The following is a 24,225-nucleotide window of genomic DNA, read 5'->3' as shown; positions in this document are numbered from 1 at the left end:
CCGTCGAGCGCGATCTTATTTCGGTCGTTCGGTTTTGAGGTTGGCGATCTCGGTGCCGACACCCAGCACCCGCAAGCCGCCAAAGAAGCGCTCCTGATCTTCGGCGCGCTGAAGCCGTCGGGAGACTTCCTCGCGGACGTTCTTCATCATCTCCGGCGCGTTGGCGTTCAGCCAGCCCTTCAGCTGGAGGGCCTCCTCGGTCTTGCCCTGCGCTCCGAGGATGGACATGAGGACCAGGCGGTGCATCGGGTTGTACTCCAGGTCAGACATACGCGACCAAAGCTCTGCGGCCTGCAGATCACCGCGCATGAAGGCGCAGAGCGCCATGCCGACTTCGTAATATCCCTTCGGTCCGGCATCCTTGTTGATGGCGCGAGACACGAGCTCGCAGCCGGATTGCCACTTTCCGGACATGGCAAGCCGCAACCCATATTCGCCGGCAACCTCCGTATCGTTGGCGTTGGCGGCATAGGCGGCGGCGCCGGATTTCAGTGCCTTGTCGATATCGTTGGTGAAGAAGCTGACCAGCATTTCCGCCTGCAGCGCCCGGGTGTTGCTCGGATCGATCGCCGTCGCCCGCTCCGCCGCCTCCGTCGCCCGCGTCATGGCATCGGGAGACGGCTGCGAGCCGAACTTGTAGCGAAACCGGATTTCATCGAGATAGACGAGGGAGAGCAGTGCCCATGACGAGGCGTTGGTCGGGAAGCGATCGGTGGCGCGAAGAAGACAGTCGCGGGCAACGGCTTGGCTTTGCGGATCCATTTCGCGACGATAGCTGTAGTAGGCCAATGTGCAGTCGTAAGCCCCGCTCATTGCGGTCATCGACGGCTCCGCGATCTGGTCGGTGCCGGTCGCGAAGATCGCGCCATAGGGTCGGGCCACCGCGACGGCGATATCCTGTCCGATGTCCGCTTGAATTTGCAGAATGCTCCTGGTGCCAAGATCGGCGTCGTAATTGTTGGCCCAGATTACGGCGGCGTCCGACCGCCGGATCAACCGGGAGATGGATCGCAGCTTGTTGCCGTCGCGTTGTACGCTGCCCTGCAGGGCAAAGCCGCTCGCGTTCCCATCACTGGTCCGAGATGGATCGGCGACGACGACGATGTCGTCGAACGTCGCGAGCTGACCGATGACCTCGTCCCTCAACCCCTGCGCGATGTCGGCGGTCGACCCTTCGGTCCCATCCGATTGAAACTCGTCCACGATGATCATCGGGCTGGACGTATCGGCGAGCGGGGATTGCCGCATGCCGATGCTGCTCTTCAAGGAGCCCGCGGGCAACAGGAGATAGCCGCCTGCAAGCGCGATCATGAACACGGCGCCGGCCGCCAGCACGGAGATGAACCGTGTGTCCCGCGTCTTGCGATCGACCGGCATGTGCAAGGTCTCGCGCTCCGACCGAGGCTCGGGATCGGCGGCTGCGCCGGTTGGCTCGGCATGGTCGAAATGGGGAACGTAGCCCCCCTTCGGAATCGTGATCACGATCGGATCGGCTTGCCCGGCAACCAGATAATAACGCTCGAGGCCACGGCGAATCCGGCCGGCTTCGATCCTGACGACGGGGTCGTTCTGTGCGTCGAACGAACTCTGCCTGCCGAAGATTTCGTTGGCGATGGTGAAGGCCTTGAGGAACTGGGCACGTCCCTCCAGCGTCTCGGTGACCACGAAGCGAAGGAATTTCCTGCCACGCTCCGGCGAGTGAAACTCGTCGCTGGCGAGAACGCGCTCTAGTTGTTGGAGAATGTCTTCGGGATTAGGTCTCGGTTCGCCCGAAAACTCGACCTTTGCGTTGCTCATGATGCCCCTCCGACACGACCACGCAATTCTATTCAGTCCCTGCTAATTAAGCATAGCTTATAACCATGAGTGGTTTCAATGGCTTTGTTGAACGCAGCCTAGAGTAGGCGGACGGGAACCGCCGGCAGGGCCTGACTGCGTGCAGCAACGGGCTGCGGCATACCGCCCGAGGTCAACACCATCCGCAACAATTCCGCAAGGTTGCGCGCTTCCATCTTTGCCATGACATTGGCGCGATGAACCTCGACCGTTCGGGCGCTGATGCCGAGATTGAAGGCGATCATCTTGTTCTGCAGGCCATCCAGAACGGCGGCGAGAACCTGGTGTTCCCGATCGGTCAACTGCCGCAGCCGATTGGCGACCATCTCGGTATCGACAGGCACTGGCGATGGAGGTGTTCGGCGTAACGCGGCCTGGTTGATCGCCGCGATGAGCGTCTGGTCCTCGAACGGCTTCTTGATGAAATCGGCGGCCCCGGCCTTCATCGCCTGCACGGCCGTTTCCACGTCCCCGTCGCCGCCGACGAGGATCGTGGGAATGTTCGCGTTCAGCGCATTCAGCCGCTCCAGCAGCTGCAATCCATCGACGCAGGACATCCGCGTGACTTTGACGAGGCATGCCCTGCCGGATACGGGTAGCTGATCCAGAAACGCCGAGGCGCTTTCATAGGCGCGGACCGCGAAGCCGGAGGATATCAGCAGGAACGTCAACGATCGCCGCGGTATCTCCTGGTCATCGACAAGGTGCACGGTCAGGTCATTCGCCATCGAGTAAGCTCTCCCTCAAATGCAACGAAAGCGCGAGAGCGCGGTTCCCCAAATCCACCCTCTATCTAACTGTATATTACCACTAACTGTATATTACCACGTCGCTGCCCTGTGCAGGCGTAGCATCGCGTAAACTCTATGGTAGCTTGAGCGTTGAAAACATTGCTCTTGGGTGCATCGGCTCGACCTCGAGCGCCGGGATGCGTTGATCCCGCTCAATGCCTGGTGGCCCCGAATGGCCTATGATCTCGGGACTTTCCCCAAGTTCTCGACGGAGCCCCTACGATGAGAAAGCTCGTCCTTGCGACAGGAATTGCGATCGCCGCCGTCATGGCGGCCCCTGTCGGTGCGCAACAGGATCGCAAGGAATATCGGCGCATGAACTGGGCCGAGAATCTGCCCGATGCGGTCAAGGCCTACCATGGCAAGAGGTTTTCGGTGGTCAGCTATCGCACGGCGATCGAGACTGGCGCGCTGCCTCAGCCGGGTACGGCGGATGAGGTTAAGGCGGTTCGGGCCGCGGCGCGGTCCAACAAGTGGCTGGTCGAACAGCTGAAGGCGAAGAAACTGACACCCAACGATATCGAATGGGTGATGCGGGCGCGCAACGGCAATCTCGTCTTCTACGTGGAATGATCCGGGCTTGCGGGTTGGTGGCGGTCCCGGCGGCTGGCTCCGCCGGGACCGGCATTCGCGATGTCGCGAATCTCTATAGCCGATCCGGAATAGCGCGCGGCGGATTGCTTGCGATCAATGACACGGTCGAACCCGTCCCGTTAGGCTCATGCCATCCGTGGGTAGCAGGGCGATCGCTATCCCAGGCAGCTTGGAGGACAGCTTGATGCGTGGTTTTGGGGTTCATTCGGAAGTCGGCAAGCTCAGAACGGTGATGGTCTGCCGGCCGTCGCTGGCTCACCAGCGTCTGACGCCGGGCAATTGCCATGATCTTCTTTTCGATGACGTGCTCTGGGTTCATGAGGCGCAGAAGGATCACTACGACTTCGTGCTGAAGATGCAGGAGCGCGGCGTCGAGGTTCTCGAGTTGCACGATATGCTGGCGCAGACGCTCGCCGACAAGCCGGCGCGCGATTTCGTGCTCGATCGCCGCATTACGCCGAATGTGCTCGGCTCGCAGATCGCCGAGGCGGTGCGGCCCTGGCTCGACGAGATGCCGGCGACACAGCTCGCGGCCTTCATGATCGGCGGGATCGCCATTTCCGACCTTCCCGACGTCGAGGCGAAGACGTTGATGCTGAGCGCGCTGTCGGAGACCGAGTTCGTCATTCCGCCCATCCCGAACACGCTCTTCCAGCGCGATCCCTCCTGCTGGATCTATAATGGCGTGACCTGCAATCCGATGTTCTGGCCGGCGCGACAGCCAGAGACGCTGATCCAGCGCGCGGTCTACAAGTTTCACCCGCTGTTCCGCGATGGCGATTTCAAGATCTGGTGGGGCGATAGCGACGAGGATTTCGCCAACGCCTCGATCGAGGGCGGCGACGTCATGCCGATCGGCAACGGCACCGTGCTGATCGGCATGGGCGAGCGCACCACCTATCAGGCGGTCGGCCAGGTCGCGCGCTCCTTGTTCAAGAACAAGGCCGTCACCAGGGTCATCGGTTGCCTGATGCCGAAGAGCCGCGCGGCCATGCACCTCGACACGGTCTTCAGCTTCTGCGACCGCGATGTCGTAACGCTTTTTGCCGAAGTCGTCGATCAGATCCGCTGCTACAGCATGGTGCAGACGGATGACGACGGCAATTTCGACATTCGTCCCGAGACGGAGCCGATGCTCGATATCGTCGCCAAGGCGCTCGGTGTCGGCAAGCTCAGGGTCGTGGAAACAGGCGGAAACGCCTACCAGGCCGAGCGCGAGCAATGGGATGACGGCAACAACGTCGTCGCCTTGGAGCCTGGCGTGGTGGTCGGTTACGACCGCAACACCTACACAAACACGCTGCTTCGCAAGGCGGGCATCGAGGTCATCACCGTTCGCGGTTCCGAACTCGGCCGAGGTCGCGGCGGCGGGCACTGCATGACATGCCCGATCTGGCGCGACCCCGCCTATTGACATCAGACATCCTGAAACAGCCCTACGGAGCAAGACCATGAGCTTCAATCTGCGCAACCGTTCGCTTCTGACCGTGCAGGATTATACGCCGCGTGAATTCCGTTATCTCCTCGATCTCGCGCGCGACCTGAAGCGGGCCAAATATGCCCGCACCGAGCAGCAGCACCTGAAGGGCAAGGAGATCTGCCTGATCTTCGAAAAGACCTCGACGCGCACGCGATGCGCCTTCGAGGTCGCCTGCTCCGATCAGGGGGCGAACGTGACCTATCTCGATCCGTCCGGCTCGCAGATCGGCCACAAGGAATCCTTCAAGGACACGGCGCGCGTGCTCGGCCGAATGTATGATGCGATCGAATATCGCGGTTCGGCGCAGCACGGGGTGGAGACGCTTGCCCGCTATGCCGGCGTGCCCGTCTATAACGGGCTCACGGACGAATATCATCCGACGCAGATGATCGCCGATGTCATGACCATGCGCGAGCATGCCGACAAGCCGATCGCCGATATCAAATACGCCTATATCGGTGACACACGCTCGAACATGGGGCATTCGCTGCTGATCGTCGGCTGCCTGATGGGCATGGATGTCCGGATTTGCGGGCCGAAATCGCTATGGCCGGCCGAGGAATACATCAAGATCGCGAGGGAATTGCAGGAGCGATCCGGCGCGCGGCTGTTGATCACCGACGATCCCAAGGAGGCGGTGAAGGGCGTCGATTTCATCCACACCGATGTCTGGGTGTCGATGGGCGAGCCGAAGGACGTCTGGCGCGAGCGCATCAAGCTGTTGACGCCCTATCAGGTGAACGAAGAGCTGATGAAGGCGAGCGGCAATCCGCAGACCAAGTTCATGCACTGCCTGCCGGCCTTCCACGATACCGAGACGACGCTGGGCAAGCAGATCGCCGAGGACTACGGCATGAGCAATGGCCTGGAGGTCACCGGCGAAGTGTTCGAATCCGAGGCCAACGTCGCCTTCGAGCAGGCGGAAAACCGGCTGCACACGATCAAGGCGCTGCTTGTCGCGACATTGGGAGACTAGGATGCGGATCGTCATCGCGCTTGGCGGCAACGCTCTTCTCCGGCGCGGGGAAGCGATGACCGCGGATGTCCAGAGACGCAACACGCGGGTGGCGGCCGAGGCGATCGCGCCGCTGGCCGCCGAGCATCAGCTGATCATCACTCATGGCAACGGGCCGCAGGTTGGCTTGCTTGCGCTGCAGGGCGCCGCCTACAAGCCGGATGAGGCCTATCCGCTCGACGTACTCGGCGCCGAGACCGAAGGGATGATCGGCTACATGCTGGAGCAGGAGCTCGGCAACGTGCTGCCTTTCGAGCAGCCGCTGGCGACGCTGCTCACCATGGTCGAGGTCGATGCCGACGATCCTGGTTTCACGAACCCCACCAAGTTCGTCGGCCCGGTCTACGAGAAGGGGGATGCCGATCGCATCCGCTCGGAAAAGAACTGGGTGTTCAAAGAGGATGGCGACAAGTGGCGCCGCGTCGTTGCCTCGCCGCTTCCCAAGCGCATCTTCGAGATCCGCCCGGTGCGCTGGCTGCTCGAGCAGCGCACCATCGTCATCTGCGCCGGAGGCGGCGGCATACCGACCATGTACGAGAAGGGCAGGGAGCGTCACCTTGTTGGCGTCGAGGCCGTCATCGACAAGGACCTTTGCTCGGAACTCCTGGCGCGCGAGATCGGCGCCGATCTCCTGATCATGGCGACAGACGCGCCAGCCGTCTGCCTCGACTGGGGCAAGCCGTCGCAAAAGGCCATTCACAAGGCCCGCCCCGGTGACATGAAAGAGTTCGATTTTCCGGCGGGATCCATGGGGCCGAAGGTCGATGCCGCATGTCATTTCGCCGAGACGACGGGCAAGGCTGCGGCGATCGGATCGCTCGCGGATATCGCCGGGATGGTGCGGGGCGATTTGGGCACGATCATCGATGGCCGCTTCGATGGGCTTAGCTGGCACGGGTGAGCAGTCGGACCGGAAGAGGCAAAGGTTAGAGAGAAGCAGCGGGGCGTATCGGCGCCCCGCTTTGCGTTTCGACGCTTTCCAGCCGCGCGATATCACCGTTTCGCCGTTGCCAGACATAGACGGGAATGCCGAGCATCAGAAGCACCATGCCGTAGAGCACCGGCTCGGCGCCCGAGCCATAGAGCGTGAACATGGCGAAGAGGAAGGCGATCAATTCGATGATCGTGACGCGCGGCGTCTTTTGCCCGTTGCTCAGCCGCGATGCGACAAGGGTTCCGGCAAGCGCGCAGAAGGCATAGGGGACGACGGCCGTCATCGTGCTCAGCCCGACCATCAGCCGGTAGACCGCCGCGAAGCTGTCCGATCCGACTGCCTGGACGAGGACGAGCAGGGTCGCGAAGGTGGCGGAAACGACCATGCCGATCGCCGGCACGCCGCGCGTGGAGAGGCGGGCGAAGAGCGGCGGAAACAGCCCGTCGCGGGCGGCGGCCATCGGCACCTGACCCATCAGCAGCGTCCAGCCATTGAGCGCGCCGATCGAGGAGATCACCACCGCGATCGAGATTGCCAGTTCGCCGCCTCGACCCCACATCAACCCCGCCGCTTGAGAGAAGGGCGCGACGGAATTGACAAGCTGCGCGCGCGGCACGACGCCCATCACGACGACGGTTCCAAGCACATAAAGAGCCGCGGCGATGGAGATACCGAGCACGGTCGAACGGGGGATTGTCCGGCGCGCGTCCCGGACATCGCCAGCGGGAACAGTGGCCGATTCCAGACCCAGATAGGCAAACATGGTCAGCGGCGCCAAGGCCGCGAAGGATTGCAGCAGCGACTGGCCGCTCGGGTTGAATTCGGCGAAATGAGAGGTGTCGATATAAAGAAGGCCGATGATGGCGACGGCGCCGAAGGGGATGAGCTTGGCATAGGTCGTCACCTGCGCGAAGAGCCCGGCCGCGTGGACGCCGCGCAGGTTGACGAGAACGATAGCCCAGATGACGCCGAGCGTCAGGATCGTTGCGGTGAGCCGGTTGCCGAAGACAGGGAAGAGATCGACCATTACGCCGGTGAAGGCGATGGCGATGACGGGAAGCGAAGACCAGATCGAGATCCAGTAGCCCCAGGCGATGAGAAAGCCGGCGAAATCACCATAGGCAAGCCGCGTATAGGCGTAAGGACCGCCGACGGCAGGCACCATGCCGGCAAGTCGCGCGAAGGTCAGCCCAAGGCAGATCGCGCCGGCACCCATGATCATCCACACCAGGATCGCCAGATTGCCGTAGGGCGCCACCGCGGCCGGCGAAAGATAGAAGCCGGACCCGACCATATTGCCGACGACGATCGCGGTACAGGCGGCAAGCCCGAGGCTTTTCCCGTTCTGCGAGGTTGTCATGAAATCCCTCCCGAAGATCGGTTCCCGCTGTGGGCGATAGCCGTGAGACGTTGGCCATGACACGCCTTGGATGGTGTCCCCTGTCGTGTGGCCACTCGCATCCTCTTCCCAATCCGCAGGCCTCGCAATCCGGATCAATGCGTAGTCCGCGACCCCTCGTCACGCCTTCACCAATCGCTTGAACGCGCTAGAATGCGATAGGGAGCTCAAGCGGAGACGACGATGCGGAACGAGCAGCGCTTTTTGACCATATCGATCGCGGCAACTATGGTGGTGGCGGCCCTGGGCATCGTCTTCGGCATTGTCTCGGGCTCGTTTTCGATCGCCTTCGACGGCGTTTATTCGCTGGCCGATGCGGCGATGACCGGGCTTGCGCTCTGGGTGTCGAGCCTGATCGTGCGGTCGGCGCAGAGTAATGAGAAGGCTGGCCGCATTCGCAATCGCTTCACCATGGGATTCTGGCATCTGGAACCCATCGTTCTGCTGCTGAATGGCTGCCTGCTGGTCACGGTCGCCGTCTATGCGCTAATCAACGCCGTCATCAGCATCATCAACGGCGGGCACGAGCTGTTTTTCGGCGCCGCGATCGTCTATTCCGGCGCCACGCTTGTCGTCTGCGTCGTGATGGCGTCGATCGGCATCGCGTTGAACCGCAGCCTGAAATCCGATTTCATCGCGCTCGACATCAAGGCCTGGATCATGTCGGGCGGTATCGCCTTCGCACTCCTCGTCGCCTTCGTGATCGGTCTCGCGGTGCTGCCGACGCCCATGGCCTGGATCGCCCGCTACGTCGATCCCGTTGTACTCGGCCTCGTCTGCCTGGTGATGATCCCACTGCCGATCGGCACGATCTGGAAGGCGCTGAGCGAGGTGCTGCTGATCGCGCCCGTCGACCTGCAGGAGCATGTCGACCAGGTGGCGTCGGAGACCGTCGAACGCCTTGGCTTCCTCTCGTACCGCGCCTATGTCGCCCGCGTCGGAAGGGCGACTGAGATCGAGCTCTACTTCATCGTTCCGCAGGGGTTGCCCGCCAAGACGATCGAGGAATGGGACGCGTTGCGCGACGACATCGGAGAGCGGATCGGCGGCGAGAGCGCCAATCGCTGGCTGACGATCGCCTTTACCGCCGATGCCGAATGGGCCGAGTAGGCGTCTTTTCGCCTCGCCGTCTGCTTTTGCCTTCACGTTGACTGCAATCAACGACGGTCCGCAACCTGCCGTGTACCATCCGCCCAATCTCAGACGCACGCAGCGGCATGACAGCCGTTGTCCAAACTTGGGTTCTGGAGGGGCGCATGGAATTCCACAAGTCATTTCCGATCGCCGTCATCGACGAGGATTTCGACGGCAAGAGTGCCGCCGGCCGCGGGATGCGCGCTTTGGCGGCCGCCATCGAGGCGGAGGGGTTTCGTGTCGTCTCCGGCGTGACTTATGAGGATGCGCGGCGTCTGGTGCATATCTTCAACACCGAGTCGGCCTGGCTGGTTTCCGTCGACGGCACGGAGGACAAGGCGTCGCGCTGGCAGGTGCTGGAGGAGGTCCTGAGCGCCAAGCGCCGCAAGAACGACCGGCTGCCGATCTTCCTGTTCGGCGACGACACCACGGCCGAGGACGTGCCGGCCAGCGTGTTGCGCCACGCCAACGCCTTCCTGCGGCTTTTCGAGGATTCCGCCGAGTTCATGGCGCGTGCCATCGTGCAGGCGGCGCGCAACTATCTCGACCGGCTGCCGCCGCCGATGTTCAAGGCGCTGATGGATTACACGCTGGAGGGAGCGTATTCCTGGCATACGCCGGGCCACGGCGGCGGCGTCGCCTTCCGCAAAAGCCCGGTCGGGCAGCTCTTCTACACCTTTTTCGGCGAGAACACGCTGCGGTCGGATATCTCGGTGTCGGTCGGCAGCGTAGGCTCGCTTTTGGATCACGTCGGGCCCATCGCGGAGGGGGAGCGCAACGCGGCGCGCATCTTCGGCACGGATGAGACCCTGTTCGTCGTCGGCGGCACATCGACCGCCAACAAGATCATCTGGCACGGCATGGTCGGGCGCGGCGATCTCGTGCTCTGCGACCGCAACTGCCACAAGTCGATCCTGCATTCGCTGATCATGACCGGCGCGACGCCGATCTATCTCATTCCGTCGCGCAACGGGCTCGGCATCATCGGGCCGATTTCCAAGGATCAGTTCACGCCCGAGGCGATCGCACAGAAGATCGGGGCCAGCCCGTTTGCCGGCGAGACCAGCGGCAAGGTGCGGCTGATGGTGATCACCAACTCGACCTATGACGGCCTTTGCTACAATGTCGACGCCATCAAGGCGTCGCTCAAGGATTCCGTCGAGGTGCTGCACTTCGACGAGGCCTGGTATGCCTATGCCAACTTCCACGAGTTCTACGACGGCTTCCATGGCATCTCGTCGACGCAGCCGGCGCGCTCGCAAAATGCCATCACCTTCGCCACCCATTCGACGCACAAGCTTCTCGCGGCCTTCTCGCAGGCGTCGATGATCCACATCCAGCACGCCGAAAACAAGAAGCTCGATGTCACGCGCTTCAACGAAGCCTTCATGATGCACACCTCGACCTCGCCGCAATACGGCATCATCGCGTCGTGCGATGTCGCCGCCGCGATGATGGAGCAGCCGGCCGGCCGCGCGCTGGTGCAGGAGACGATCGACGAGGCCATCAGCTTCCGCCGGGCGATGAACGCGGTACGCGGGCAGATGGGGCAGAGCTGGTGGTTCGACGTATGGGAGCCCACGATCGCCGAGGAGACGCCGAGCGACACGCATGCGGAGTGGGTGCTGAAGCCCGGCGACGCGTGGCATGGCTTTACGGGGCTTGCCGAAAACCATGTGATGGTCGATCCGATCAAGGTCACCATCCTGTCGCCCGGGCTTTCGGCGGATGGGACGATGCAGGAGCACGGGATACCGGCGGCCGTCATCACCAAGTTCCTCTCCTCGCGTCGGATCGAGATCGAGAAGACCGGGCTCTATTCCTTCCTCGTGCTGTTCTCGATGGGGATCACGCGTGGCAAGTGGAGCACGCTCGTTACCGAGCTCATCAACTTCAAGGATCTCTACGACAGCAACGCGCCATTGACGCGCGCGCTGCCGGCGCTGGCCGCCGCTCATCCGGAGGCTTACGGCAATATGGGCCTGCGCGATCTTTGCGAGCAGATCCACGCCATCTACCGCAAGGACGATGTGCCGAAGGCGCAGCGCGAGATGTATACGGTGCTGCCCGAGATGGCGCTGCGGCCGGCCGATGCCTACGACCATCTCGTCAAGGGGCGGATCGAGAGTGTCGAGATCGACAATCTGATGAACCGCATCCTGGCGGTGATGATCGTTCCTTATCCGCCGGGTATTCCGTTGATCATGCCCGGCGAGCGGATCACCGAAACGACGAAATCCATTCAGGATTACCTGCTTTACGCGCGCGATTTCGACCGCAAATTCCCAGGCTTCGAGACCGATATTCACGGCCTGCGCTTCGAGGCAGGGAGCAACGGGCGACGCTATCTGGTCGATTGCGTGGCGGATGGAGCGGTCCAATGATCCCGCGCGACGTGAAATCCCCGACGGTTGCGATACCGTTCAACAAGATGCTGAAGATCGTCGCGGTCGTCGATCGCGACAATCGCCAAGTGCAGGAACTGCTGGCGCAGCTGGCGGCAGACAACTTCGAGGTCGAGCTCCGCGATGACTACACGGCCGACGTTTCGGAAGACGCGTCGGTGGGCGCCTATATCGGCTCCGTGGAAGGTGGGCTGCTGCCCTATGCGCGCGGCTTTCTCCGCTCGCTGCGCGAGGCGGGTTTCCGCACGCCGGTCTGGGCGATGGCGGATACGCTCAGCATTGCCGACATGGATGTCGTCGAGATGGCGGGCGAGGTTGATGGCTTCGTCTATCTCGGCCAGCAGACGCCGGCCTTCTACGCCAAGCAGATCATCTCCAGCCTGATCAACTACGGCAAGTCGCTGCTGCCGCCGTTCTTCGGGGGCATGATGGCCTATGACGGAGAGGCCAATATCGCCTTCGATTGCCCCGGCCACCAGGGCGGGCAGTTCTATCGAAAGTCTCCGGCCGGCCAGCTGTTCTTCAAGTATTTCGGCGAGAGCATCTTCCGCAACGATCTGTGCAACGCCGATGTCGATCTCGGCGATCTCCTGATCCACGAAGGCCCCGCCGTCGAGGCGCAGAAGCAGGCGGCGCGGATTTTCGGGGCGGATCGCACCTATTTCATCCTGAACGGGACGAGCACCTCGAACAAGGTGGTGACCAACGCGGTGCTGCGCCCCGGCGATCTCGTGCTCTTCGATCGCAACAATCATAAGTCGCTGCACCAGGGCGCGTTGGTGCAGGCGGGTGCTATCCCGATCTATCTGCCGACGGCGCGCAATTCCTTCGGTATGATCGGCGCCGTCGATTGGGCGGCGTGGGACGAGGGCTGGCTGCGCCAGCAGATCGCGGCCCATCCGCTTCTGGCAGACAAGAGCCGGGCCAATGCCGAGCGGCCCTTCCGGCTCGCCTGCATCCAGCTCGCTACCTATGACGGCACGATCTACAATGTCCGCCAGGTGATGGAGAAGATCGGCCACCTCTGCGACTACGTCCTCTGGGACGAGGCCTGGATAGGCTATAACGCATTCCATCCGCTGTTCGAGGGCCATAGCCCGATGCGGCTCAAGGACCTCAAGCCCGACATGCCCGGCCTGTTTTCGACGCAGTCGGTGCACAAGCAGGGGGCGGGATTCTCGCAGGCGTCGCAGATCCACAAGCGCGACGAACATATCAGCGACCAGCGCCGCTTCATCGAGCACAAGCGCTTCAATGAATCGCTGCTGATGCACGTCTCGACATCGCCCTTCTACCCGCTGTTTGCCTCGCTCGACGTCAATGCGAAGGTGCATGAGGGCAAGGCCGGAGAGATGCTCTGGGACCGCTGCATCGGCCTCGGGATCGAAGTGCGCAAGAAGCTGCGCGGCTTCGTCCAGCACTATGAGAGCAAGGCGACAAGCGCCGAGGAACAATGGTTCTTCGATCCCTTCGTGCCGGACAAGATTTCCGTCACGGGGTCCAAACATACCGGCGATCTCGCTTGCATCAAATGGGAAGACGTGCCGACCGATGTCTTGAAGCGCGAGCAGCAGTGCTGGCGGTTCGACCCCGAGGCGACGTGGCACGGCTATGCCGGCTATGCGCCCGGTTACACGATGGTCGATCCCAACAAGCTGACACTGCTGACGCCGGGTATCGACCGGAAGACGGGGGAGTATCGCGATTTCGGCATCCCGGCGACCGTCGTTGCCAATTATCTGCGCGAGCAGCGTGTCGTGCCTGAGAAGTGTGATCTCAACAGCCTGCTCTTCCTGCTGACGCCGGCCGAAGACGAGAGCAAGCTCAACACGCTGGTCGCCAAGCTGGTGAAGTTCAAGAACCTGTGGGATCGCGACGCGCCGCTGCAGGATGTGCTGCCGACGGTCTTCGCCGCCAATCGCGAGCGCTATCAGGGCTACACGGTGCGGCAGGTCTGCAAGGAGATGCACAGCTTCTATCGCTCGGCCGGCGTCAAGGAACTGCAGCGCCTGTGCTTCCGCTCCGAGAGCTTTCCGGAGCCGGCGATCTCGTCGAAACAGGCCTACGAGGCGCTGGTCGCCAACAATGTCGACTACGTGCCGCTGTCGGAAGCAGCCGGGCGCATCTCGGCGACGCTGGCGCTGATCTATCCGCCCGGCATCGGCGTGATCGTGCCCGGGGAGCGCTGGGACAACAGGGCGCGGCCGATGCGCGATTATTTCCTGGCCTTCGAGGAGTCCTTCAACCGTTTCCCGGGCTTCAACTACGAGGTCCAGGGCGTGTTCCAGGAACGGATCGATGGGCGCATCAAGTTCCACACATATGTCGTGCGCGAGTAGGGCGAGGGGAGAGTGTCATCATGACCGATCACACAATGCATGCTGCGGCCGATACCACGGCCAAGAAAAAGATGAACCTGATGCAGCTGACCTTCATCGTTGCCGTCAACATGATGGGGTCGGGGATCATCATGCTGCCGGCGAACATGGCTCAGGTCGGCGCCATCTCGCTGCTCTCCTGGATCGTCACCGCGCTCGGCTCGATGGCGATCGCTTACGGTTTCGCGCAGGCCGGGCTGTTCAACCAGCGGCCCGGCGGCATGTCGGCCTATGCCGAGGATGCCTACGGCAAGGACGGCTATTTCCTCGTCTTCTTCCTGTATTTCCTGTCATTGGCGATCGGTAACGTCGCGATCGGCATCTCGGCGGTGGGGTATCTCGCCGGCTTCTTCCCGGTGTTGACCTCCACACCGGTCATGACCTGCGTCGCGCTGATCGCCCTCCTGTGGCTGACCACGGCCGCCAATTTCGGCGGCCCACGCATCACCGGGCGGATCGGGTCGATCACCGTATGGGGCGTCATCATCCCGGTCGGGTTGCTCTCGATCATCGGCTGGTTCTGGTTCAGCTCGAGCACGTTCGGCGCTGCCTGGAACCCGAAGGGGCTGACGCTGGCGCAGGGCATGGGATCGAGCATCTCGCTGACGCTCTGGGCGTTCCTCGGCATGGAGTCCGCGGCGCAGAACTCAGATGCCGTCGAAAATCCAAAGCGTGACGTGCCGCTTGCCTGCATGTTCGGCACGCTCGGCGCCGCCGTCATCTACATCCTGTCGACGACTGTGATCCAGGGCATCGTGCCGAATGCCGATCTCGCGGCGTCGACCGGTCCCTTCGCGCTTGCCTATGCGACCATGTTCAATCCGACCATCGGCTCGATCATCATGGCGCTCGCGGTGCTTGCCTGCGTCGGGTCGCTGCTCGGCTGGCAGTTCACCATCGCGCAGACGGCGCGCACGGCGGCCCAGGAGCGTATGTTCCCGGCGATCTTCTCGCGCGTGAACCAGATGGGCGCGCCGGTGCAGGGCATGATCATTCTCGGCATCGTGCAGACCGGCCTCGCCCTGATGACCATATCGCCGACGCTCAACGAGCAGTTCTCGGCCCTCGTGAACCTCGCCGTGGTGACCAACGTGCTGCCTTACATCGTGGCGCTTTCGGCTCTCTTCGTGATGATGAAGAAGGCGGGCGTGCCCCCGGGCAAGTACCGGCTGAACTCCATCATCGCCACGCTCGGCATGCTCTACAGCGTCTTCGCGATCTATGCCTCAGGCAAGGACGCGGTGCTTGGCGGCATGCTGGTCACGGGCATCAGTTTCATCATCTACGGCCGGATCGCGCCGCGCTTTGCCAGCGGCCTGAACCGTGCCGCGGCCGCAGAATAGTTCCGGGGAGGATGTGACATGCCAGGGAAAAAACAAGGGAACAAGCATTTGAAGACATTGCTGGCCGCGTCGATCCTCGCCGGCGCGACCGCCTCCACGGTGCTGTCGCCTGCCGAGGCGCAGACGCTCGATCGCATCAAGACAAGCGGTGCGCTGAAGCTGGGCTATGAGCCGGATGCCCGGCCATTCTCGTTCAAGACCGAACAGGCCGAGCCGGGCGGCTATGCGGTCGCGCTTTGCGGCAAGATCGCCGACAGCCTGAAGACGGCGCTGAATCAGCCGCAGTTGAATGTCGAGTGGGTGCCGCTGACGGATAAGGGCCGGGAGCCGGCTGTAAAGGATGGTACGGTGGATCTTGTCTGCGGTGCCGCGCCGATCACGCTTGCACGTCGCGCCGAGGTGTCCTTCTCGCTGCCGATCTTTCCGAGTGGCACCGGCGTGGTCCTGAGCAAGAGCGCGCCATTGGCTTTGACGGAAGTGCTGGCCTACGGGCAGCCCAGCAGCCGGCCGATCTGGCGCGGTTCTCCGGCCCGAACCGTGCTCGAGCACAAGACCTTCTCGTCGATTGCGGGAACGACCAGCGAGGGCTGGCTGGCTGAACGGATCAAGACCTTCCAGCTGGCGGCCACGTCGGTGCCCGTCGAGAGCTACACGATCGGTATCGAGCGCGTTGTCGACGGCAGCTCGGCCGCGCTGTTCGGCGACATGCCGCTTCTCATGGACGCGGTCGCTCGTAGCGACAATGCGGATAACCTCGTGGTGCTCAGGCGACATTTCACCTACGAGCCGCTGGGGCTCGAACTGGCGCGTGGTGACGAAGACTTCCGGCTCGCCGTTGATCGCGCTCTCAGCCAGACTTATGCCTCGGCCGATTTCGCGGGGCTTTTCACGACATGGTTCGGCGTGCCCGACGAGGCGATCGTCACCTTCTTCCGGCAGACCGCGTTGCCTGAATAAGCACACGGTTACGGCGCCGGCAGCCCTGCTCGCCGGCGTGCACGGCCGTGCGTGGCAGACGCCAGCATTTTGCAAACCGCCGCACTTCTTTCTCGAAATGCTTAGTCGGGCACCGATCGGAGCCCGCGTCGTCACGCTTTTTCCGTTGATAAGCATCATATTTGCTGCATCGCGGAACAATCCGACCCTCGAGCGAATTCGTACAAGGAGTGATGTGAATGCGGAGATAATCCATGAATCGGGAGCGCGGACGGAGGAGGCTGATGCTCAGACTGCCGGATATTCGGCATGTCCTGTCGGGCGTACCGACGGAAGCGCTCGGTGACATGTTCGAGTCCTACGCCTTGGCCGCCGACGCATTGGACCGGTTTCGCAGTGAAACACCGCTACAGGAAAGCCTGATCGCCGAATATGCGCAGTTGTGCCATGAGATAGAGCAGGAGGTGATCCTCTATTGCTCTGGCGGGTTGCGATCTCGCGGCTGATGGCGTTAGGCATTCCTGCTTTGATAGTCCAATTAGCCGGGGGCTTGCGCAAGCGGCGTTGCTTCGGTGTTCTCGCGCGGGGGCCACGCCCAGGCGCGCAGCAGTTCGTAGAACACGCTGAGCACGATCGGCCCGAGAAACAGGCCGAGCAGCCCATAGGATAATGTTCCGCCGATCACCCCGATCAGGATCACCAGCATCGGCGTCGAGAGACCTTTCGCCATCAGGATCGGCTTCAGGACATTGTCGACCAGCATGATCGGCACCGCCACGACGGTAAGCGCGAAGGCGACCGAGGTCGGCCATGAGAACCAACCCCAGATGACCGCGGGCACGAGGACGAGCCCGGGACCGAGCTGCATCACGCAGAGGATGAAGATGATGAAGGTCAGCGCTCCGCGCGCCGGCAGGTCGAAGAAGGCGAAACACAGGCCGCACATCAGCGTCTGCAGGAAAGCAACGCCGATCACCCCGCGCGAGACATTCCTGACTGTCGTTCCCGCCAGCTTCGCGAAGCCGACGCCCCGCTCGCCGGCGACGCGGCTCGCGAGAACCCGGATCGCCTCGGCAAGGCGCGTCGACTGGGTGAGGAAGAAGCCGGAGAGGATGACGGAGACGACGAAGCTCAAAACGCCGCCGCTGATCGAAGCCAGCTTCGCCACCACGATGCCCATCACGTTGAGGATCGGCTTTTGAAACTCTATGATGTTGGAAGCCAGATCGCCGGCCACCTTGTTCCATGCGGCGTAGGCGCGTTCGCCGATAACAGGCCATGCGCGAATGCTTTCAGGCGCGACCGGTAGTGCGAAGCTCTGCGTCTGGAGTTTGCCAACCAGCCCTTCCACCGCCCCTGCGAAATTGACGGCAACAAGCGCCAGCGGCGCGATGATGAGGACAAGGCAGGCGAGGACGATGGCTGTCGCGGCAATCACCGGTCGGTTTCCGATCAGCCGCGACAGCGCGTTGAACATCGGGTACAGCGCGACGGCAAGGATGGCCGACCAGACGACGATCAGCGCGAACGGCGCGATGAGAAGCATCGTCCAATAGGCGAACAGCCCGATGATCCCAAGTCGCACGAGGTCGCTAACCCTCGCCTCGATCGAGATCTGTCCGGCGTCTTTCGCTCCAATGCCCACGTCGTTCGTCTGGTCCATCGTCATATCCCGCGCAACGCGTTCCAGTGCGAACCCGACATCACTGCGTAATGTCGGGCACGACGTGGCGGACGCTGCCGTCCTCGACGAAGTCCGACGGCCGCTTCTGGCGCTTTCCAAGGTCTGGCTCCTCGAATTTGATGCGCTCGTAGGGGATGGATTGCAGGATGTGCGAGATGCAGTTGATCCGGGCACGCTTCTTGTCGTCCGAGGGAACGATCCACCATGGGGCGTGATTGCTGTCGGTCATCCTGAGCATCTCGTCATAGGCGCGGGTATAATCCCACCAGCGCTGATAGGACTCGACGTCCATCGGGCTGAGCTTCCACTGCCTGACCGGATCGTCGATGCGGCGCCGGAAGCGACGCTCCTGCTCCTCCTCGCTGACAGTCAGGAAGTATTTGAGCAGCGTCACGCCGCTTTCGACGATTGCCGCCTCGAAACGCGGCGCGAGCTCGAGGAACCGCTGCACCTTCTTCTCGCTGCTGAACCCCATGACTCGGTCGACGCCGGCGCGGTTGTACCAGCTGCGGTCGAAGATCACGACTTCGCCGGCCGCCGGCAGGTGGTTGATGTAGCGCTGCATGTAGATCTGCGATTTCTCGCGCTCGGTCGGCGCGGGCAGCGCGATCACGCGGAAGACCCGCGGGCTCACCTTCTCGGTGATCCGCTTGATCATGCCGCCCTTGCCGGCGGCGTCCCGACCTTCGAAGACGATAACCACCCTCGCGCCCGATTTCTTGACCCACGCCTGGAGATGCGCCAGTTCCACCTGCAGGCGGGCGATCTGCTTGTCGTAATCCCACGACTTCTTTTTCTTCTTGTCCTTGCCGTTGGATTTTGCTGATGGCTCCGGGTCGTGACCCTTGGTTTCCAGTATCTCGTCCATGGTTCTCCCTCCGTGCTTTTAAACCGTACGGCCTGCCGACGCCGTGCCTGCCCGGTCGTAGTTTCCGATCAGCGCCCGCAACGCTTCTTCCCTGCCGTTGAAGATGTTTTCCGGGCCGATCGTCGTGATCACGCCGGCGCGGCTCAGAATGCCGCGGCTCTCCTCGCTGAGATCGGCGATCGAGAAGGTGATGTTGCGCCTGGCAAGGATGTCGGCCACGGCCTCGAGCGCCGTGGCGCCGGTGCTGTCGATATGGGTGATCGCGCTGGCATCGAGCACCAGGCATCGGGTCTCTGGGGCAAGGTTTCGCGCCACCGAGGTCAGGCGGTTTCTGATGTAGTCGGCGTTGTAGAAGAGGATGCTGCCCTGCACCGCGAAGACGGCCGCGCCATCGATCGGGCGTGCCTCGGGGTAGCGGGCAAGGTCGAAGAAGCCGTGCCGGCCTTCGATCCGGCCGAGCAGGCCATCGCGGGGAAACATCGTCTGGCGAAGCAGATAAACCAGTGTCGCGGCGACCGCGACAATGACGCCATTGAGCACGCCGAAACTGATGGCGCCCCACATGGCGATCAGCGCGAAGATGAATTCCATGCGGCTGATGCGCCAGATCTTGCTCAGTTCGTGAACGTCGATGAGGCTGATTGCCGCCATGGCGAGGATTGCGGCCAGCGCCGGGATGGGAAGGATGCGGAGCGCGCTGTGGAGGAAGACGAGGGCCGCGATCAGCGTTGCGGCCGACACCAAGCCCGCAGCCTGCGAGACGCCGCCGGTCGACAGGTTGATTGCCGTGCGGGAATCCGAGACGCTGATCGGGAACGAGCCGAAAAGGCCGGGCGCGATGTTCGCCGCGCCGAGGCCGATCAGTTCCTGGTTCGCATCGACCTCTTCGCCGGTGCGCGAGCCGAAGCTGCGGGCCGCTACGATGCCCGCGCCGAAGCTTACCAGAAAGATCGCGGCGGAGCCGAGGATGATCTTGTCGAGCGGCATCTGATGGAGCGGGGGCAGCGAGAAGTTCGGCAGGCCGCTCGGGATGTCCCCGACGACGGCAATGCCGCGCCCTTGGAAATCGAAGACGGCCGAGAGCACCACCGAGAGGACGACGACCAGGACCGGCCCTGGAATCTTGAGCTGGAAGGCCCGGACCAGCCAAAGCAGCGCGAACATCAACAAGCCGAGAAGGAGCGAGGGCCAGTGGATCAGGCCGCTTTTGCCGGCGATTTCGACCAGTGGCGGCACGAGCCCGTCGGATTCGATTTTCACGCCGGTAAAGCGGCCGATCTGGCCGACGAGGATCGACAGCGACACGCCGGCGAAAAAGCCGACGAGGATGGGGCGCGACAGGAAGCTTGCGAGAACGCCGAGGCGTAGCAGCTTGGCGGCGATGCAGCATAAGCCGACACCAAGCGCGAGCGCCGCCGCGATGCCGACCCGATCGACCGGCGTACCGGCAGGGTAGGCGGCGACGATCGTTCCCATCGCCGCGGCAAGCACGGTCATGGTGGCGGCATCCGGGCCGACGACGAGTAGTCGCGAGGGTCCGAAAATCGCGTAGGCGATCGGCGCGACGATGCTGGCGTAGATGCCCGTCTCCGGCGGCAGGCCGGCAATGGCAGGATAGGCGATCGCGCTCGGCAGGCCGACCGCCGCGATCGATAGCCCGGCTGGAATGTCCCGGCGCAGCCAGTCTCGATTGAAACCGGCCAAGCCGCGCAACATCGGAATGCTGCCTATCACCGTTCGCTCCTCTTGCTCTCCGCGTTCTCCCGACATCTCCTCCCTTGCGGGCGGTCAGTGCTCGAGGAACACGTAGTTCATCCAGCTGTTCATGCGCAGAAGCACTTTCCGGAGAATGGCGACCTGGCGCCAGTATTTCGAATAGACCGCTACCTCGGCGACCACACCGCCGGGGAGTTGATAGCCCTCGGTGCTTTCCAGCAACTGGATCTGTGCCAGCGTCTGCCCCGGTGACAGGCGCTCCGGCGATTGCGGGTCGATCAACGCTCCGCTCGGCTGCAGCTGGCCCTGTGCCATCACGTCGATAATGCCTTGCACCTTGGCCTTGAAGATCTTGCCAGGGACGGCCTTGAACGACACCTCGGCTTCATCGCCAACGCGTACGCGTTGCAGCGAGTTCTGAATGAAGGCCGCGCCGAGCATCTGGTCGTCGCTGTTGATGAAGACCATCACCGGCCGCAGTGGCAATGGATTTGCCATCATGCCCGGGCGAAGGAAGACCTGCGTGACGTAGCCGGCGCTCGGCGCGCGCACGACCGTCTGCTCGAGATCGTATTCGGCATTCCTGAGTTCGGCCTGGAGGCGTGCGACGGTTGGGTTCGTGCCGTTGATCTCCGATTCATAGGCGAGCTTTGCCTGCGTGGCCTGCGCGCGCGCCGTGTCGACCGCTGCTTCCGAGGTCAGGTAGAGACCGCGCCGGTTTTCGACTTCGAGTTCGGAATAGACGGCTCCCCTGCCGCTCGACTTGGAGTTCTCATTCGATTGCTGAAACTTCTCGAATGCCTGCAACGAGCGATCGCGCGAGGCTTCGGCGCCGGTGACGGCGGCGTTCGCCGCATCGAGTGCCGCCTTCAATTGCAGCACCGTCTGCTCGGCTTCGGCAAGCGCCGCCTTTTTCTGGTCGACCGTGAACTGGTAGGGTCGAGGGTCGATGCGGAAGAGAACGTCACCCTTCTTGAGCGGCGCGTTCGGGATCACCGGGACCTCGACGACCTGCCCGCCGACAACCGGAATGACCGGGGCCGACGTGAAATAGACGCGCGCTTCGCTCGTATAGGGGTGGTTGTAGCTCATCAGCAGCAACAGGGTCGCGATCAGGAATATCCCGCCGAGAACCGCTGTTCCCAGCGTCCACTGGTTCACCGGAATGCGGAATATCTTGAAGATGGCGTAGCAGATCGCCGCGTAGATCAATATGAGAAGCAGGTCCATCAGGCGTTCTCCTTCTCCGGCGCTTGGCCTTCAAGTTCGGCGATGCGCGCATGCAGTCGCGCGATTTCAGCGTTGGCTTCCTGCGCCGGCGACAGCTTGCCGTCCGTGCGCATGCCCCAGCCGCGATCCTCGCGGTAGATCGTCGCCCAGATGAACAGGAACGGCCAGATGACGTGGAGGGTGAACAGGCTCACCCATCCCGCGATGTGGATCGCATCCTGATGCGGATGGTTTCTGGCCTTTGCGATCAGGTGCGGGATGTCGTGGATCGCGATCACCGCGTAGAACAGTGTGATCACGACGAAAAACAGAACGCCCAGTGCGAAATAGTCGAGGAACACGGTCTTTGCCTTTCGACAGCGAATGGTCGAACCTTGCGGGTGTGATGAATACGCAAAAACAATAGACCTGCGCCGACGGCGACGCCCGTAGCATCACGTAACATCTATCGGATCAGCGCCTGTCGATCGGCTGCTCGCGCCATGAAGACGCGTCGCCGATCGACGGTCTCAAGCCGGGAGGCGCCGCCGCCATGCCCGGTGCAGCCGCCATGGATCGCCATTCACCTGGATCGGAGGCGCCGCGTATCTTCGCGTATCTTACGTCTGCGACCATCCGAACCGCCCTATAATCGGCTCGTCTTCCGGGGGGAGATCGGCGGTGGGGGGTGCGATGAGCTGGAGAGAAAGCAATACGCCGCGACTGTCCGCTCTCGCCGTCGCCGAGGTCCATTTCCCCGATCAGGCCAGCAGGGTCCGGCATCTGTATCAGGTCAGCGACGCGTTTCGCAGCATGTGCGACGACCTCGCGGTGATCCTGGAGACGCTGACGCATCTCGATGATCTGCCACGCGCCGAGCGGGAGGTGCGCAGGCAGGAATACAAGGAACTGGAGAAAGCGCTTCTCAGCGAGATCGGCGAGGCGCTGTCCCAATCGAACGTCGTATCACTCAAGCGCTCCTGAGCGCTCGGACACGGATCGTGTCGCGTAGCAGCATTCATCGCCATTTGCACGGAAAGGTCGATGCGTCATGAAAGCAAGATCGTTCAAACTAGCCAACAGCCTGACCACCGGACTGGCGGTGCTGGCTCTTGTCATGCAGCCTGCGCCGTTCGTGTTCGCGCAAACGGCGGCTCCCGCTGCCGCGCCGGCCCCAACGGCACCGGCGGCTGCCGCGACCGCGCCGGATCTTCTGTCCGAGGACGAGCTGGAAATCCTGGTCGCCCGCATCGCGCTCTATCCCGACGAGCTGGTCGCCGCGATTTCGGCCGCGTCGCTTTTTCCGCTGCAGATCATCGAGGCGCAACGCTTTCTTGAAGCGAAGAAGAAGAACGCCGATCTCAAACCCAAGGACGATTGGGACGGCAGCGTGATCTCGCTGCTCAACTACCCCGACATAGTGAAGATGATGAGCGACGATCTCGACTGGACGCAGTCGCTCGGCGATGCGCTTACCAACCAGCAGAAGGATGTGCTCGTTGCCATCCAGCAGCTGCGCGACGAGGCGGTGGCGAAGAACATCATCAAGACGGACGACAAGGTGACCGTCGTTACCGAGAACAACAATGTGGTGATCCGCCCGACCGATCCGCAGAAGGTCTACATCCCGCAGTATGAGCCGCAGATGCTTTATGAGCCGGGTTACGCGGTCGAGCCGATCTCCTATTATCCAAGCGCTTACGACAATTATTATTATCCGGGCGCCGCGTTCTTTGCCGGCGCGGTCACCGGCGTGGCCTGGGCGGCGATCGTCAACTGGGATGATTGGGGGGTATGGGGTGGCCGTTGGAACGGCGATGTCGATATCGACTGCAACAATTGCTTCAACGACCGGAATTTCAACGGCAAGGTCAAGTGGAACGACGTCGACTGGACGAAGGTCGATCGCAGCAAGCTGAGCATGGACAAGAGCCAGCTCGCCAATCTCGACCGATCGGCGATCAGGTCCGGCCTTGAAGGCGACAAGCGTAACCAGCTGAAGAACCAGGTCGGCGATCGCCGACAGGATCTGGGGGCAGGGGGACGCAACACGGCCGCACGCGCCGACGACATCCGCAAGGGGACCGTCAACGGCCTCAAGGCCAACGCCAATCCGGGCGCCGCGAACAGGGCGGCGCAGAACCGGCCGAATGCGGCGAACCGTCCCGCGAATGCGTCACGGCCGGACGGCCGTCCCGGCAATGCCGGGGCCAATCGTCCGTCGAAGCCGTCAGGGAATGTGAAAAAAAAGTCCTCGGCGCCGAAGATGGCGGCAAGACCCGACAACCGCTCGCGGCAGCCGAGCGCGCTCGGTAACCCGCAATCCGGCCGCCGCGAAGCCATGGCGTCGCAGCGTGGCGGCCAGAGCATGGGAGGCGGTCAGCGCGGCGCCCCGCGGGCCAGCCGCCCACCACCCCGATCTTACGGTGGTGGCGGCGGCGGCCGTGGCGGCGGTGGCGGTCGTGGTGGCGGCGGAAGACGGTAGGATCCGACGAAGTTTATC

The 24,225-nt window shown here is 62.7% G+C and carries 20 protein-coding genes; 12 read left to right on the top strand and 8 right to left on the bottom strand.

What is annotated here, in order from left to right:
• Nucleotides 1-15: 15 nt before the first annotated feature.
• Nucleotides 16-1,797, bottom strand: coding sequence for a hypothetical protein (locus tag GGQ67_RS01295; RefSeq protein WP_183898369.1), 1,782 nt, complete (start codon nucleotides 1,795-1,797; stop codon nucleotides 16-18).
• A 98-nt stretch (nucleotides 1,798-1,895) separates the two neighbouring features.
• On the bottom strand, nucleotides 1,896-2,564 hold the full coding sequence (locus GGQ67_RS01290; protein WP_183898368.1) for a response regulator transcription factor: 669 nt from the start codon (nucleotides 2,562-2,564) through the stop codon (nucleotides 1,896-1,898).
• A gap of 285 nt (nucleotides 2,565-2,849) precedes the next feature.
• Here GGQ67_RS01290 and GGQ67_RS01285 point away from each other — a divergent pair, with 285 nt between their 5' ends.
• The 4 genes from GGQ67_RS01285 to arcC all read left to right on the top strand — a co-directional run bounded on the left by GGQ67_RS01285 (nucleotide 2,850) and on the right by arcC (nucleotide 6,617).
• The gene (locus tag GGQ67_RS01285) at nucleotides 2,850-3,200 is read left to right on the top strand and encodes a hypothetical protein (RefSeq protein ID WP_183898367.1); all 351 of its coding nucleotides are present in this window, start codon (nucleotides 2,850-2,852) and stop codon (nucleotides 3,198-3,200) included.
• A gap of 205 nt (nucleotides 3,201-3,405) precedes the next feature.
• Nucleotides 3,406-4,635 carry an arginine deiminase gene (gene arcA, locus GGQ67_RS01280; RefSeq protein WP_183898366.1) on the top strand — a complete coding sequence of 410 codons (1,230 nt, stop codon included), beginning with the start codon at nucleotides 3,406-3,408 and terminating at the stop codon, nucleotides 4,633-4,635.
• Nucleotides 4,636-4,672: 37 nt separating this feature from the next.
• Entirely contained in the window at nucleotides 4,673-5,677 is a 1,005-nt protein-coding gene (locus GGQ67_RS01275; protein ID WP_113199426.1) for an ornithine carbamoyltransferase, read from the top strand.
• A gap of 1 nt (nucleotide 5,678) precedes the next feature.
• A complete protein-coding gene (gene arcC, locus GGQ67_RS01270; protein WP_183898365.1) occupies nucleotides 5,679-6,617 on the top strand; it encodes a carbamate kinase in 939 nt (312 codons plus the stop codon).
• Nucleotides 6,618-6,642: 25 nt separating this feature from the next.
• Here arcC and GGQ67_RS01265 read toward each other — a convergent pair whose 3' ends face one another.
• Nucleotides 6,643-8,010 carry an amino acid permease gene (locus tag GGQ67_RS01265; protein WP_183898364.1) on the bottom strand — a complete coding sequence of 456 codons (1,368 nt, stop codon included), beginning with the start codon at nucleotides 8,008-8,010 and terminating at the stop codon, nucleotides 6,643-6,645.
• A gap of 222 nt (nucleotides 8,011-8,232) precedes the next feature.
• Here GGQ67_RS01265 and GGQ67_RS01260 point away from each other — a divergent pair, with 222 nt between their 5' ends.
• The 6 genes from GGQ67_RS01260 to GGQ67_RS01235 all read left to right on the top strand — a co-directional run bounded on the left by GGQ67_RS01260 (nucleotide 8,233) and on the right by GGQ67_RS01235 (nucleotide 16,751).
• Nucleotides 8,233-9,159, top strand: a complete 927-nt coding sequence (locus tag GGQ67_RS01260) for a cation diffusion facilitator family transporter (protein WP_183898363.1) — start codon at nucleotides 8,233-8,235, stop codon at nucleotides 9,157-9,159.
• Nucleotides 9,160-9,305: 146 nt separating this feature from the next.
• Nucleotides 9,306-11,567 carry an Orn/Lys/Arg family decarboxylase gene (locus GGQ67_RS01255; protein WP_183898362.1) on the top strand — a complete coding sequence of 754 codons (2,262 nt, stop codon included), beginning with the start codon at nucleotides 9,306-9,308 and terminating at the stop codon, nucleotides 11,565-11,567.
• A complete protein-coding gene (speC, locus tag GGQ67_RS01250; RefSeq protein ID WP_183898361.1) occupies nucleotides 11,564-13,927 on the top strand; it encodes an ornithine decarboxylase in 2,364 nt (787 codons plus the stop codon). The genes GGQ67_RS01255 and speC overlap by 4 nt, the downstream gene beginning before the upstream one ends.
• 20 nt (nucleotides 13,928-13,947) lie before the next feature.
• Nucleotides 13,948-15,309: a putrescine-ornithine antiporter gene (potE, locus tag GGQ67_RS01245; RefSeq protein ID WP_183898360.1), complete on the top strand. Its 1,362-nt coding sequence runs from the start codon at nucleotides 13,948-13,950 to the stop codon at nucleotides 15,307-15,309.
• A gap of 18 nt (nucleotides 15,310-15,327) precedes the next feature.
• On the top strand, nucleotides 15,328-16,266 hold the full coding sequence (locus GGQ67_RS01240; protein WP_183898359.1) for an amino acid ABC transporter substrate-binding protein: 939 nt from the start codon (nucleotides 15,328-15,330) through the stop codon (nucleotides 16,264-16,266).
• 233 nt (nucleotides 16,267-16,499) lie between these two features.
• Nucleotides 16,500-16,751 carry a hypothetical protein gene (locus GGQ67_RS01235; protein WP_183898358.1) on the top strand — a complete coding sequence of 84 codons (252 nt, stop codon included), beginning with the start codon at nucleotides 16,500-16,502 and terminating at the stop codon, nucleotides 16,749-16,751.
• Nucleotides 16,752-16,783: 32 nt separating this feature from the next.
• Here the strand turns inward: GGQ67_RS01235 and GGQ67_RS01230 are convergent, their stop codons facing one another.
• From GGQ67_RS01230 to GGQ67_RS01210, 5 genes are all read right to left on the bottom strand, one after another.
• Nucleotides 16,784-17,908, bottom strand: coding sequence for an AI-2E family transporter (locus tag GGQ67_RS01230; protein ID WP_183898357.1), 1,125 nt, complete (start codon nucleotides 17,906-17,908; stop codon nucleotides 16,784-16,786).
• Nucleotides 17,909-17,948: 40 nt separating this feature from the next.
• A complete protein-coding gene (ppk2, locus tag GGQ67_RS01225) occupies nucleotides 17,949-18,797 on the bottom strand; it encodes a polyphosphate kinase 2 (protein ID WP_246400059.1) in 849 nt (282 codons plus the stop codon).
• Between the two features lie 18 nt (nucleotides 18,798-18,815).
• Nucleotides 18,816-20,513: a SulP family inorganic anion transporter gene (locus tag GGQ67_RS01220; protein ID WP_210279517.1), complete on the bottom strand. Its 1,698-nt coding sequence runs from the start codon at nucleotides 20,511-20,513 to the stop codon at nucleotides 18,816-18,818.
• Between the two features lie 72 nt (nucleotides 20,514-20,585).
• Nucleotides 20,586-21,743, bottom strand: coding sequence for an HlyD family secretion protein (locus GGQ67_RS01215; RefSeq protein WP_183898355.1), 1,158 nt, complete (start codon nucleotides 21,741-21,743; stop codon nucleotides 20,586-20,588).
• Nucleotides 21,743-22,084, bottom strand: coding sequence for a DUF3302 domain-containing protein (locus tag GGQ67_RS01210; RefSeq protein WP_183898354.1), 342 nt, complete (start codon nucleotides 22,082-22,084; stop codon nucleotides 21,743-21,745). The genes GGQ67_RS01215 and GGQ67_RS01210 overlap by 1 nt, the downstream gene beginning before the upstream one ends.
• 331 nt (nucleotides 22,085-22,415) lie before the next feature.
• Between GGQ67_RS01210 and GGQ67_RS01205 the strand changes: the two genes are divergently transcribed.
• Together GGQ67_RS01205 and GGQ67_RS01200 are read left to right on the top strand one after the other, a co-directional pair.
• Entirely contained in the window at nucleotides 22,416-22,706 is a 291-nt protein-coding gene (locus GGQ67_RS01205) for a hypothetical protein (RefSeq protein WP_183898353.1), read from the top strand.
• 67 nt (nucleotides 22,707-22,773) lie between these two features.
• A complete protein-coding gene (locus GGQ67_RS01200; protein ID WP_183898352.1) occupies nucleotides 22,774-24,207 on the top strand; it encodes a DUF3300 domain-containing protein in 1,434 nt (477 codons plus the stop codon).
• The last annotated feature ends 18 nt before the right edge of the window (nucleotides 24,208-24,225 follow it).

It is taken from the genome of Rhizobium metallidurans (assembly GCF_014196505.1).
GTDB lineage: Bacteria > Pseudomonadota > Alphaproteobacteria > Rhizobiales > Rhizobiaceae > Rhizobium > Rhizobium metallidurans.
Note: the sequence above shows the minus strand (reverse complement) of the source record. Positions and strands in the feature narration are given on the sequence as shown.

Coding starts and splice junctions, on each gene's coding strand:
- GGQ67_RS01235 (WP_183898358.1), top strand. CDS start 16,500: ATGAATCGGGAGCGCGGACGGAGGAGGCTGATGCTCAGACTGCCGGAT.
- GGQ67_RS01220 (WP_210279517.1), bottom strand. CDS start 20,513: ATGTTGCGCGGCTTGGCCGGTTTCAATCGAGACTGGCTGCGCCGGGAC.
- arcA (WP_183898366.1), top strand. CDS start 3,406: ATGCGTGGTTTTGGGGTTCATTCGGAAGTCGGCAAGCTCAGAACGGTG.
- GGQ67_RS01200 (WP_183898352.1), top strand. CDS start 22,774: ATGAAAGCAAGATCGTTCAAACTAGCCAACAGCCTGACCACCGGACTG.
- GGQ67_RS01255 (WP_183898362.1), top strand. CDS start 9,306: ATGGAATTCCACAAGTCATTTCCGATCGCCGTCATCGACGAGGATTTC.
- GGQ67_RS01205 (WP_183898353.1), top strand. CDS start 22,416: ATGAGCTGGAGAGAAAGCAATACGCCGCGACTGTCCGCTCTCGCCGTC.
- GGQ67_RS01260 (WP_183898363.1), top strand. CDS start 8,233: ATGCGGAACGAGCAGCGCTTTTTGACCATATCGATCGCGGCAACTATG.
- GGQ67_RS01290 (WP_183898368.1), bottom strand. CDS start 2,564: ATGGCGAATGACCTGACCGTGCACCTTGTCGATGACCAGGAGATACCG.
- GGQ67_RS01265 (WP_183898364.1), bottom strand. CDS start 8,010: ATGACAACCTCGCAGAACGGGAAAAGCCTCGGGCTTGCCGCCTGTACC.
- GGQ67_RS01275 (WP_113199426.1), top strand. CDS start 4,673: ATGAGCTTCAATCTGCGCAACCGTTCGCTTCTGACCGTGCAGGATTAT.
- GGQ67_RS01215 (WP_183898355.1), bottom strand. CDS start 21,743: ATGGACCTGCTTCTCATATTGATCTACGCGGCGATCTGCTACGCCATC.
- GGQ67_RS01240 (WP_183898359.1), top strand. CDS start 15,328: ATGCCAGGGAAAAAACAAGGGAACAAGCATTTGAAGACATTGCTGGCC.
- GGQ67_RS01295 (WP_183898369.1), bottom strand. CDS start 1,797: ATGAGCAACGCAAAGGTCGAGTTTTCGGGCGAACCGAGACCTAATCCC.
- ppk2 (WP_246400059.1), bottom strand. CDS start 18,797: ATGGACGAGATACTGGAAACCAAGGGTCACGACCCGGAGCCATCAGCA.
- potE (WP_183898360.1), top strand. CDS start 13,948: ATGACCGATCACACAATGCATGCTGCGGCCGATACCACGGCCAAGAAA.
- GGQ67_RS01230 (WP_183898357.1), bottom strand. CDS start 17,908: ATGGACCAGACGAACGACGTGGGCATTGGAGCGAAAGACGCCGGACAG.
- speC (WP_183898361.1), top strand. CDS start 11,564: ATGATCCCGCGCGACGTGAAATCCCCGACGGTTGCGATACCGTTCAAC.
- GGQ67_RS01285 (WP_183898367.1), top strand. CDS start 2,850: ATGAGAAAGCTCGTCCTTGCGACAGGAATTGCGATCGCCGCCGTCATG.
- arcC (WP_183898365.1), top strand. CDS start 5,679: ATGCGGATCGTCATCGCGCTTGGCGGCAACGCTCTTCTCCGGCGCGGG.